Origin of the sequence: Sphingobacterium phlebotomi, assembly GCF_008180195.1 — a bacterium.
Lineage (GTDB): Bacteria > Bacteroidota > Bacteroidia > Sphingobacteriales > Sphingobacteriaceae > Sphingobacterium > Sphingobacterium phlebotomi.
This window is the reverse complement of record NZ_VTAV01000001.1, coordinates 295,950-308,280: the sequence shown is the minus strand read 5'-3', so window position 1 is coordinate 308,280 and position 12,331 is coordinate 295,950. Positions and strand designations below refer to the sequence as shown.

The 12,331-nt window shown below is 41.4% G+C and carries 11 protein-coding genes; 8 read left to right on the top strand and 3 right to left on the bottom strand.

Features of this window, described 5'->3' with window-relative positions:
- Window positions 1–78: 78 nt before the first annotated feature.
- Together FXV77_RS01140 and FXV77_RS21975 are read right to left on the bottom strand one after the other, a co-directional pair.
- Complete coding sequence (locus FXV77_RS01140) at window positions 79–672, bottom strand: RNA polymerase sigma factor (RefSeq protein WP_148917385.1); 594 nt, start codon at window positions 670–672, stop codon at window positions 79–81.
- 70 nt (window positions 673–742) lie between these two features.
- Window positions 743–2,293, bottom strand: a complete 1,551-nt coding sequence (locus tag FXV77_RS21975; RefSeq protein WP_187443997.1) for a TPM domain-containing protein — start codon at window positions 2,291–2,293, stop codon at window positions 743–745.
- A 124-nt stretch (window positions 2,294–2,417) separates the two neighbouring features.
- Here FXV77_RS21975 and mutL point away from each other — a divergent pair, with 124 nt between their 5' ends.
- From mutL to FXV77_RS01110, 5 genes are read left to right on the top strand one after another with little or no spacing between them, the layout of a single operon-like run.
- Complete coding sequence (gene mutL, locus FXV77_RS01130; protein ID WP_148917384.1) at window positions 2,418–4,307, top strand: DNA mismatch repair endonuclease MutL; 1,890 nt, start codon at window positions 2,418–2,420, stop codon at window positions 4,305–4,307.
- Between the two features lie 23 nt (window positions 4,308–4,330).
- On the top strand, window positions 4,331–5,047 hold the full coding sequence (locus FXV77_RS01125; protein ID WP_187443966.1) for a rhomboid family intramembrane serine protease: 717 nt from the start codon (window positions 4,331–4,333) through the stop codon (window positions 5,045–5,047).
- 15 nt (window positions 5,048–5,062) lie between these two features.
- Window positions 5,063–5,947, top strand: a complete 885-nt coding sequence (locus FXV77_RS01120) for a rhomboid family intramembrane serine protease (RefSeq protein WP_148917383.1) — start codon at window positions 5,063–5,065, stop codon at window positions 5,945–5,947.
- Between the two features lie 2 nt (window positions 5,948–5,949).
- Complete coding sequence (locus tag FXV77_RS01115; RefSeq protein WP_148917382.1) at window positions 5,950–7,059, top strand: endonuclease/exonuclease/phosphatase family protein; 1,110 nt, start codon at window positions 5,950–5,952, stop codon at window positions 7,057–7,059.
- 15 nt (window positions 7,060–7,074) lie between these two features.
- Window positions 7,075–9,105, top strand: coding sequence for a tetratricopeptide repeat-containing sensor histidine kinase (locus tag FXV77_RS01110; RefSeq protein ID WP_148917381.1), 2,031 nt, complete (start codon window positions 7,075–7,077; stop codon window positions 9,103–9,105).
- Between the two features lie 4 nt (window positions 9,106–9,109).
- On the opposite strand, the gene FXV77_RS01105 is transcribed toward FXV77_RS01110, so the two are convergent.
- Window positions 9,110–9,736 carry a response regulator transcription factor gene (locus FXV77_RS01105; protein ID WP_148917380.1) on the bottom strand — a complete coding sequence of 209 codons (627 nt, stop codon included), beginning with the start codon at window positions 9,734–9,736 and terminating at the stop codon, window positions 9,110–9,112.
- Window positions 9,737–10,021: 285 nt separating this feature from the next.
- On the opposite strand from FXV77_RS01105, the gene FXV77_RS01100 reads away from it, so the two are divergent.
- The 3 genes from FXV77_RS01100 (at window position 10,022) to FXV77_RS01090 (ending at window position 12,306) form a co-directional block, all read left to right on the top strand.
- On the top strand, window positions 10,022–10,204 hold the full coding sequence (locus tag FXV77_RS01100) for a hypothetical protein (protein ID WP_148917379.1): 183 nt from the start codon (window positions 10,022–10,024) through the stop codon (window positions 10,202–10,204).
- A gap of 61 nt (window positions 10,205–10,265) precedes the next feature.
- A complete protein-coding gene (locus tag FXV77_RS01095; protein ID WP_148917378.1) occupies window positions 10,266–11,855 on the top strand; it encodes a hypothetical protein in 1,590 nt (529 codons plus the stop codon).
- Window positions 11,856–12,102: 247 nt separating this feature from the next.
- Window positions 12,103–12,306, top strand: coding sequence for a hypothetical protein (locus FXV77_RS01090; RefSeq protein WP_148917377.1), 204 nt, complete (start codon window positions 12,103–12,105; stop codon window positions 12,304–12,306).
- The last annotated feature ends 25 nt before the right edge of the window (window positions 12,307–12,331 follow it).

Below are 12,331 nucleotides of genomic sequence, written 5' to 3'. Positions count from 1 at the left end.
CATATTGTATGTTCTATTATTATAGACAGTAAATCCAGCCAACAGGGTGAGTCCCTCCGGATCTTTTTTTTTAAAAAACTAAAATTGCTGTAGGCAGATATGAAAAAAGATAACGGTAGTCAGTAATTCGGTATTATTTCCGAGATCCTTCTTCGCTTTCTTGAGGTGTGATTTTACCGTATTCTCGGATAGGTTGAGGTTATTCGCTATTTCTTTAGCGGAAAGTCCTTCATGTTTGTTTAGAACAAATACGAGTTGACACTGCGGCGGTAAGTTTTTTATGGCCTTATCGATCTGTTGTTGCAATTCTTGGACAATAAGTTGCCTTTCGGGTGACAGGGTATCCGTAATCTCCTCGTGATTATAAGCAGACATTCGCATCCGCTTTCGCTGTCGCTCCTCCAGCACATTAAAGGTATGGTTTCGTACAGCCCGTGCCAGGTAGTTTGCCAATTCACTTTTCGTCAAAGAAAGATTGTCGCGGAGCTTCCATAATTTATACAGCACATCCTGTACGCATTCTTCTGCCTCTTGAAGGTTTCCGAGACGGTTAAAGGCTACGACAAGCATTTTCTCCCAGTACCGATCGTATATCTCGACCAATACACGTTCGTCCCCGCTCCGCATAAGTCGGACCAACTCCTGATCGTCATAAATCTTATAATCCGTCATCAGTTATGTACATGCTTCCAAAAACAAATATACGAACTATCTACACAACCCTACTAAAACAGTAGTCTAATCACCACCTCCCTCCAGCACCACCGCCTCCTGATGACCCTCCGCCAAAACTGCCACCACCTCCACCGGAGGAGCCACCGCTAAACCCGCCGCCAGAGCTGGAGCCACCACCCGAACTCCGCACTAACTTCGGAATGACCCGTGTCCCCTTATCCTCTTTCTGTTTACAGTGTAGACACTGATCATAGACTTGTTGCAGCCCATTCTCTTTGTAGGTCGCAACTTTCAATATTTTACCCCTTTTCCCCTTTTCATACGTTCTAAAACCACACGACGGACAAACAGCCAGCTTTGTCTTTCCTGCCCATCCCAACACTTTTCGCTCTCCTGTTTTTTTGTTGACCCATACCTCATAAAACCGGGAACTTAAATTCTCTTCTTTCAATTGTCCTTGACTCAGATAGGTTTTCATATCACCTAACTTTACCACATCCCGATTAATCCGCTCCCAGTTGCCGGAATCATCTGGTGGCACAAAGCGTACTTGGCTGTTTTTCCATTTCTGCCGAAAATTGAAAAAGCTAAACAACATCAGGGGGCTCAACAAGTAGGGAATAAATGTTTGTAGCTGAAAACGTCTCAACGCTTTGAGTTTGTTCTCCTCGTCTTTATAACTTTTTTTTATCGCATCCCGTGTTTCCCAAATCCGACCCGCTACAGTGTAACTTCCCCACACAGCGAAAAGCCATGGTAACGTTGAAAGTTGAAACATACGCTCCATATCATTTAGCACGAACGCAAAAATCATCATGACAAACAGCATGGTGAATATCGTCGCAAAACCTCCAAATACCAAATAAACAAACCAGCCACCACATCCTCTTTTTTGTCGTTTTTTAGTTGTATTTGCTGATGAAGCGGCCCACTCCGTCTCATCTGTCCATTTATGGCCTACACGCACAACCCAATAATACAACGCTACATATAGCAGTATGACGACAACAGAATTGACTAAATGGGGATTTCGCTTGCTAAAGAAGGGCGTTGCTTCCGGCAGCATACGATGTAGTTCCGCTTGTACATCCGACGACATCAATGCTTGCTGAATAGCGGAGGAGGCTTCCAATACACCTCCATCATAATCGCCTGTCTTGAAATGAGGAACAAGATATTTCTCGCCGATACGACGTAGATAGACATCTGGAAAGATAGCTTCCATGCCATATCCGGAAATAAAGCGATATTCTCTCCGATCCTTGGCAATAAATAGTAGCAGACCGTTATTTTGTCCTTGCTTACCTATCCCCCATGTATTAAATAGTTGCAGTGCAAATTCGAATACATCATACCCTTCAAAATCATTGACTACGACAACAGCATACTCCGCTCCCGAGACTTTATCAATCCCGGTAGAAAATAGATTTAATTGGTCTACTGTTGCAGAAGACAATATATCATCTGGATTACTGACATAGAAATCTTGTCCTGCTTCTTTCGGACTAGGCAACGTTTCAACGGTATACAAATGTTGTGCAAAACCACTCGAAACAAAAAACACACCTAAAAACAGAAGAGAAATACGCTGCCAACACACTGCGGAGTGAAGTTTCATAAACCTGTATATTTATTTCGAATATGTTAAAAATTTTGATAGAAATCAAGCATTATTTTGGAAGGAAAAGCTAAGACGTAATCACGAAGGGTGAATCACGAAAAATTAGTAACTTTGCTCTTGTATGTCAGATATTATACAGTTACTGCCGGATTCGGTTGCCAATCAGATTGCTGCAGGAGAAGTCGTGCAACGCCCGGCTTCTGCTGTCAAAGAGCTTATTGAAAATGCAATCGATGCGGGAGCGGATAAAATTAAACTTATCGTTAAGGACGCTGGAAAATCCCTCATACAAATTATTGATAACGGGTGCGGCATGAGCATCACCGATGCTCGCCTTTGCTTTGAAAGACATGCCACTTCCAAAATACGCCAAGCAGAAGATTTATTTGCTATCCGAACAATGGGTTTTCGTGGAGAAGCCTTAGCCTCTATTGCCGCCATTGCACAGGTAGAACTTAAAACTAAGCGTGTGGAAGATGAACTGGGTACGATTATAGAAATCGAAGGCTCGAAAGTAATCAGTCAGCAACCTGAAGCGTTACCTGGAGGCACGAGTATTTCGGTAAAGAACCTTTTTTACAACATCCCTGCTCGCCGTAATTTCCTGAAAAGCAATTCTGTGGAAATGCGTCATATCATTGACGAATTTCAACGTATTGCATTAGCGCATCCTAACCTATTTTTTAGTCTGCATAGTGACGGAAATGAACTTTTTCATTTGCCTGCTGAAACCCTGAAACAACGGATCGTACATCTTTTCGGGAACAATTATAACCAACGCCTTGTACCCGTAGAGGAAGACACTACGATTATTACGGTCAACGGATTTATCGGCAAGCCGGAATTTGCAAAGAAAACGCGCGGAGAACAGTTTTTCTTTGTCAACAAACGCTTTGTCAAAGACCCCTATCTCCATCACGCGGTGATGAATGCTTACGAGGATATACTTCCGGCAGATACCTATCCGTTGTATGTTTTGTTTATCGAGATAGATCCCTCCAAAATAGACATCAACGTTCACCCGACAAAAACAGAGATTAAGTATGAGGACGACAAAGCGATGTATGCTATTTTGCGGTCGACAGTTAAACGCTCTTTAGGCCGCTATAATATCGCGCCAACATTAGATTTCAACCAAGAAACAAGTTTTAATAACCTCATTACCAATAAGCCCTTAGAAGAGATTCAAGCACCGACGATTTCTTTTAATCCTAACTTTAATCCTTTCGAAGACACGAAATCATCTTCCTCGAGTTCCCGTACCTCCAATTATGCCGCCGGGCTGGAGAAAAAAGCAGGTATTCCTCAGAATTGGGACTCCTTGTATCAAATCACCCAAAGAGAGACGGCAGAACAATTAGCGTTGCATGAGGAAGAGCAAACATTTTCAAGCCCTTCTACAACAGGTGGTGCTTCCTCATCGAGGACCTCCCAGGATGGCGTCAAGCAATTTTATCAGCTGCACAACCGTTTTATCATATCGCAGATACATTCGGGTTTTATGCTGATAGATCAACAGGCGGCACATGAGCGTATCTTATTTGAGCACTATATGGAACAACTGGAACATAACCAAGGAAGCAGTCAACAAAGCTTATTCCCACAAACGGTGGAGCTAAGTGCGGCAGATTGCGCCTTAATGGAAGACATTCTCACCGAAATCCAAACACTAGGCTTTCAAGTTCGCCCTTCCGGGAAAACAACTTTTATTGTTGACGGTATTCCTGCAGATTTAGGGCAAGGCATCAACGAAACGAAAATTTTGGAACAGCTTTTGGAAGATTTTAAAAACAATAAAGACGAATTACAACTTAATAAAAGAGAAAACTTAGCACGTAGTCTCGCAAAAAACGCGGCCATCAAACCAGGAACAGCATTGGACAACCAAGAGATGGCTGAATTAATAGACAAACTCTTTGCTACCCGATCACCGAGTATATCGTTACACGGTAGGCCGATTGTGGTAACGATTACATTGCAAGAACTGATGGAACGATTTAACAAAAACTAAGTATTAGACCTACGATATAATATATGAACAACATTCTTTCGAATTTATCCCCTGTAGTCAAAAACCTGCTCATCATCAATGTGGTGTGTTTTATAGGCTCTGCCATTTTTATGCAAGCCCCTCGTTTTTTTGGGGTATTCTATCCAGATTCACCATTCTTCCACATATGGCAAGTGATTACTTACATGTTTATGCACGGAGGCTTTGGACATATCTTCTTTAATATGTTCGCACTGGTGATGTTCGGCCCCATTATCGAGCAGGTACTTGGCTCTAAACGCTTCATAAATTTTTATTTGATATGTGGTATTGGCGCACTTGTGTTGCAATACGGTGTACAAGCCGCTGAAGTTTATCATATCACGGGTACTGTAAGAGCGGCGGAATTTTTAAATTTCGATATGTTGAACAATAGAGTGAGCTCTCCATTGGATGTCACACAAGATCAATTTAATACACTAGCTTCCATATATGGGACACCTCTTGTGGGTGCCTCCGGTGCCATATACGGGTTGTTGCTAGCCTTTGGCTACCTGTTCCCAAACATGTCGCTTTACCTCATGTTTATCCCTATTCCCATAAAAGCGAAATTTTTTATTCCGATATTAATTTTAATAGAGATATATTTAGGTTTTACAAATTCCGGCGGGTCGATTGCCCATCTGGCGCATGTTGGTGGTGCATTATTTGCCTATATCCTGCTCAAAATATGGCGCATTAGAAGAGGAAGTATGTATTAAAGCATAGCGTAACGGATGAAAGAGAGTGTCTTAAAAACTTTTTGGCGTGATACTTACCAAAGTAAGTCTCCTATTCCTTTTATCATATCGGTACAAGTTGCCATCTTCGTACTTATCCATCTTTTTGATCTCCTGAAAGAGGTCAATCTCCTTCAGGTATCACTGTACGATTATGCTATTGACTATTTAAGCTTACCCTTATCGTTTAGCCAGTTTCTGAAACAACCTTGGTCTATCATTACTTATCCCTTTTTGTACACAGGATTGTTTCAATTGCTGTTCGATTGTCTGTGGTTATACTGGATGGGCAATATTTTCTTGAATTTTCTCAACAGAAGACAATTCTTGTTTCTCTATTTCAGTGCCTCCCTCCTGGGCGCGTGTATTTATCTAGGCCTTGGTTTTATACCGATGTTACAAAACAGCGTGCAACTGTCCTTCTCCACCTCGACATTTGCTTTAGGAGCATTGGTAGCCTCGATTGCAACTTTAGCACCACGTTACGAATTGCGACTACTCCTATTGGGCACAATTTCCTTAAAAATTGTTGCTCTTGTATATATTTGTATAGAACTGATTTTTACCGGCCTTATGAACAAGGCTGGAGGTATCAGCTTTCTAGCGATGGTATTTTGGGGAATCCTATTTATCCGATCACTAAATCAGGGCAAAGATTTTAGTGTGTTAAGATTAAGAAAACCGACAAAAAAGTCGAAGATGAAAGTCGTGCACCAAAGCAAGATCGCTTCAGCTACTTACAGCAGTTTCCGACATGCATCCGACCTTCCTAACCAGGAAGAAATTGACGAAATTTTGGATAAAATTTCCATAGGCGGCTATGAAAGCTTAACTTCACGGGAGAAAGAAGTGCTATTCAAAGCAAGTAAGGATGATAAGTAGTCATGGCAAGGAAGAGTTTCTTCAAAAAAAAATTAGGATATTTCAGTAAAACGATATTTTTATGCAATATGGTTGCTGTATTCTTTTTGCTATTGAGTTATGCAGCTTCTTTCATCAATCCTAAAACAGTTTGGCTTCTCCCTTTCTTTAGCTTAGGCTACCCTCTTATCTTAATGGTCAATATCGGCTTCACTTCATATTGGCTACTACGTCGTCCGGTGTATGCGCTTTATACCTTGATTCCTATTCTTTTCGGTTGGAATTTGCTCACCCAACATATAGGTTTTCGTTCCAAGCCTGATGATGTGACTAAAACGGAACAAGCTATGCGTGTGATGAGTTTTAATGCCCATCTCTTCACCGAAGTAAATGAGATGTCGTCTACAACCGTTCGGAATAAAGTTGTACCTCTTATAAAAAGTGCAAATCCCGATATCCTCTGCATACAGGAATTCTTTACCAAGATCAAAGGCACCAAACAAATGAGCGACCGTATTCTGGCAGAGAGCGGACTGCAAGATTATTTTTTTGAACCGGTAACCAAAAGTGAGCATGAGGGTTATGGACAGATTATTTTTTCCAGATACCCCATTATCCATTCGGGTACAATTACTAAAAATGAATACGGTATCAATCGCATCACTTTTGCAGACATTGTCAAGGGTCAAGACACGATCCGTATATATAACGTGCATTTACGTTCCTTTGGACTACAAACAGAAGACAAAGCGTTTATTCAGAACCCATCCAATACGCCAAATGAAGAACACGCCACCAAACGTGTTGGCCGAAAACTAAAGTATGCTTTTGAACGTCGAAGCCAACAAGCAGAGGCACTCCGCGACCATATAGATACGACACATTATCCTATTATTGTCATGGGCGATTTCAATGACACGCCGATGTCCTATAGTGTAAATCTTATTGGAAAGGGAATGAAAAACACCTTTCAAGAAAAAGGCCAGGGATGGGGTGTTACCCATTATGAGATGTTTCCGCTCTTTCAAATTGACTATATATTCTGTAGTCCACAGTTTCAAGTCGAAAATTATCAGGTAATCAAGCAAAAACTTTCTGACCATTATCCCATTTTTGCAGATATTAGATTGTAAAATCCCCGAATTCCTATGAGCTTATCTTTATTTTCGAAAACGGAAAAGATTAATCTTTGTACAGTATTCTTTGCATCGTTTCTTTTATTAAGCCTCTCAACAGTTAAGGCTGAGCAGACGGAAACCGCAACAGGACAAGACACCAGCACGATCAATCGATTGAACAAACAGGCACTGGCGTTTTGGTCTTCAAAACCGGATTCTACTATCATCTTAGCGACACAAGCTTTAGAGATGAGTATACAGTTACATAACATGGTTGGGCAAATGCACGCATTACGCAACCTAGGTATCGGTTATTATGAAAAGGGGAATTACAGTGAGGCAGTACAATCTTACAAACATGCAATAGCACTTGCTGACGGATTGAATGACGAGGCTTTCAGTGCACAGATACGCAGCAATCTATCCATGTCCTATCTCGCGTTGGGTGCGCACGACGAAGCGCTGGAAAACTTATATACTGCCTTGGAAATTGCCGAAAAAAATAATTTCATCAATACGGTAGCACATGCAAATCATAACATCGGTATGGTATACCATTATCAACTTAAACATGATGAGGCCATCGAGTTTTACGAAAAAAGCCGACAACTATACGAATCGAACGGTGATACTACCCGTTCTACTTTCATACTGGGAAACATAGCACATCTTTATCTTAAAAAAAAAGACTTCAAAAAGGCGGAGATATTATACTTGCAGTCGTTGGCTCTAGCCGAAAGACAGGATAATAAAAAGGCGATCGGAAACGCCCTTCAGTCGCTCGGTGCTTTCTTTATGGAACAAGAAAATATGCAAACAGCGCTCTCCTATTTCTTAAAAGCTAAAGAAACGCTAGAATTGACAGGAGAGCAGACCGAGTATCTTCGTCTTTTGGATAATCTGGCAGCCTGTTATATGAAGGTCAGCGATACGGATGCCGCCTATACCTATGCAGCAAAGAATTATGAACTGGCAACCCGGCAGCAACAGTTCTATTATATTCAGACGTCGGCCCAACAGCTGAGCAACTTGTATGAAAAACGCGGTGATTATCGAACGGCACTAAACTACTTTAAAAAAGCAACTTTGGCATCTGACAGTCTATACAGCCAGCAAAACAAAGAGGAGCTGGTACGTACGGAAGAAAAATATAAATACCAAAAAGATCAAGAGCAAACGGCCCTTTTGCATGATATGCAACTGAAAAGACAAAAACAGTGGCTATATAGCACCATTACACTCGTATTTATCTTGACAGCTATTGCCCTGCTACTTGTCAGCAATATCCGACAAAGGCGCAGAACAAATCATATTCTTAAAGAAACAAACGATTTTTTTGAAAAACAAAACGCCCAACTAGAAGCTTCCAATCATTTTAAGGAACAGTTGATTTCGCTAGTTGCACATGATGTACGACATCCGATAGCCAGCCTGAAAAACGTATTGTCACTTTTTGAAAGCAAACAGTTGTCGTCTGCAGATATCCAACACCTTATGTCCTTATCGTATCGGGACGTGAATAACTTAATTCAGTTATTGGATGACCTGCTCCTTTGGGTAAGGCTTCAGCTCACCTATATTCCGTTAAATAAAACGAGATTTCAAATACAAGATGTACTAGAGCCTATAGTCCAGCTATATCAACAGAAAGCAGATGACAAAAATATTCAATTAGTGGTAGAACACACAATATATACGGAAGTGTATGCTGACAGGGAAGCTGTCGCTACCGTAATCCGGAACCTGATTGATAATGGTATAAAATTTTCGAAGACAGGAGGCCGTATCCATATTCATACGGCATCGACAGTAAACAACCATCGTGTCGCAATCTATATATCCGATACCGGCATAGGTATGTCCGAACAAACCATCAGCAACTTATTTACAACACCTATCTACGCCCGACGATACGGCACAAATAATGAAGAAGGATCCGGTTTAGGTTTGCAAATCTGCATCCACTACCTCCAACTTAACAACAGTGAATTATTGATAGAAAGCAGTCCTGATCAGGGGACAACATGTTGGTTTGAGCTCGATAGTGTAGACGCGGTTTAACCAGTTAAATCAATTCATTATCTCTGGCGTAGGTAAGCATTTGTGCAATCGTCTGACAATTGGCTTTCGCCATCATTTTTCGGCGATGTGCAACGACCGTATGCGGGCTTAGAAACGTCTTGGCGGCTGTTTCCGCAATACTGTGACCTTGCGAGAAATATTTTAATAATTCTATTTCCCTTGGAGTCAATGTTGTACCTCGCTCATCGCGCTGCGCTAAAAACGGTTCGAACTGCGGATCAACAAACTTCCTTCCACTCCGCACATCCCGTATACATTTAACAAATAGCGGAATCTCTGCAGATTTGCTCAATATACCGTCAGGTTTATAATGCGAGATATTCCTTATGACAGCAGGTGTAAATGCACTTGTAATAAAAATAATCTTGACTATTCTGCACTGCCGTTTTATATCTGCAAACAGCGCTAGTCCATTCGTGTCTGGCAGATAATAATCCAGAAAAACGTATAGTTCCTGATCGCCAAAAGATTGCAAAAAACTGAAGAATTCATCGACAGCACTAAAAGACAACACGACGTCAAATTGCCCAATTTTTTGCAGCAAAAGTGCAAAAGAATCTGCAAATAACCGATGGTCGTCCAATACTACGGCGTGCGTTAAATCTCTCATAGTAGGACAAATATCCTATTTAAACCCGTATGGTTTTTATTCCGTGATTAGAAGAATTACAAATGTAGCTCTTAAACTACAAATAAAACAGAAAACATAGCATGTTTTTGCTATACAACGTCATTATCATAACAAAAACATGCTACAGAAGAACTTTGCGATATAAAATTTCGTATTAAAACATCGTATTTCGCACCAAAATTCAGCATACTTCCAGGTCAATACGGAGTGGCAAAAGTTATTAGAGAGCATACGTAAAGAAATAAAATTCAAACATTAAAAATCATGGAAACAAAAAAATCAACTCAAAATCCCGACGCTAAGCTTAGCTATGAAGCGCCTTTACTTCGTTCAGTGGAATTGGAATTGGAATATGGCATTGCTTCTGGTTCAGCAGCACCTTCAGCCAGCCATCAATGGAATACCACGGAAACACAAACGCAAGAGGTGCAAAACAACCACTGGTAAATTAGGACGTTCGGCCATTCTACTACATTCAATTTTATTTAACATCACAATTTTCTAAATAATGAAACATAATTACATCAAAACGCTACTGGTCTGCTTTACAGCCAGTACAGTTTTTGCATCTTCTTGTCAAAAAGATAATGGCATAGATAATTTAGGGGGTAAAGCGACCGTAACAGTTGACATGCGGGGCGTAGGACCTTCTGCGGGCAATAAAGCTAATGCTGGTCTACGGGCATCTGCCAGCTCAGGCAAGATGATGGCAACCCCGGCTGTACAACGTCAAGTTATTAAATTTAACGACCAGTTTAACGTTACAGCAACTTTAAAAGAAGTTTCTACAGCTGCCGCAGCACCAGCAGCCCTGCGTGCTTCTGCGAACCGTGCTGCGACAACCACAACTGGCGTAGGCGAAATCTTCCCATTGCCAACTGGCACAGCATATACTGTTGTCATCTCTCAAGGTAACGAAGTTGTAGCTACCGAAACCTTTACACAAGGTGAGGGAGCACATAAATTTAATATTGAGGCGGGTAGTTATACTTACACAGCCTATGCTTACGGAGATGAAAGTTCTACTGGCGCAGCGAAAGATCCACTTTGGGTATCGGGCAATTTCAGCGTAACAGCGGGCGACAACACCCTTTCAATTGTATTAGAACATAGGCTTACCGAAGTAACGGTGGTATTCAATGCGGGTTCAGGACGTACCATCAACAGCATTGGTGCAGGTACGCTTGCTCCAAACCACATTTATGAATTTAATGAAGAAACAGGTGCTGTTACTTTTGGTGGAGTAACAACAGCGGCAGCCGTTAGTTTCACTGGCCAAACTGCAGGTCAAATTTGGACAAGCAACCCGACGATGATCGCGGTAGAAGATACGGACAATGGTGTAGTGGAATTACCGAATGTAACCATCAATGACATCCAGGGCTCTATTACTAGCGGTGGTTGGGCACTAAAAGCTGGTGTACAATACACTTTAGAGTTAAATTTGGGTGATAAGGAGGATACTGGAATTGAGGTTGGTGGTTCAACGTGGGCACCAGGACACTTGGCGTATGATCCTGAAACAGGTAGTTATGGTTTTACATCAAACAATGAAATCTCGGACTCCTATTTCTTCCCGAACTATGTGACGCCAAAAGTATTCGGATTAAACGGGAACAATGATGATATCAATAGAGCTCCTACCTCGGCACAGAACGGTGCTCATGGGGACCCTTGTGCGCTCGTCATGCCTCTTAACACTTGGAGATTACCCACTACTACAGAGATGAATACATTGAAGAGACGGACAGAACCATTCGGAACTAACGATCAAGGAGCTGACAATCCAGGCCCAAATCAATATGCTCCAGCTAGATGGGGAGGCCATTATAAAGGAACGTCGGGACAAGAAGGGGTGTTTTTCGGTACACAGTCTCAACCCGCAGAGAACGAACACCAATATCTTTTTATTCCTTACACTGGTGTCTACAACAATGGTCCAGATAAACAAGAGAAGGGCTTTGGATATTATCTACTACGTAATAGCAGTGGTAACTTTGGAGATCTTCAAGTCCAAGGTGCCTATACTATGAACGTGTCGGAGACACCACGCAGTTCAAGTACTGCTTATCAAGTGCGTTGTGTTCGCGCTGATTAAACTAGCTACATCACAAATTCACACTTATATAGAGAAGAGGGGGCTTTCCGAAAGGTTGGCCTCTTTTTTATTCCAAACAACATCCAATACACTGACTATCAATATATTTAAAAAAGTGTGATACCTATGTGAATACCACTTTTTTTGCACTCTAGCATCTAAATACTATTATTGCCACTAATAAATCGCGCGGCAAAATTTTAGAAACGATATTCTACAAAACAAAATTCAACAAACTACAATCACAATGAAAAAATCAATCAAATTCAGGGGACAAAACACAGATTCCTTGCAAACAAAACAACCGTATTCCTCGCCCACGATCCAGGTATTATCTATCGCTATGGAATATTCGATAGCATCTGGATCTGGAGCTGGGAATGTAGACTCCGGATCGGTCACCAAAGAGTGGAATCAGGAATCCGTTCAGAGCAAAGATCTTAATTGGTAATCTATTGCGTTATACGAACACACGT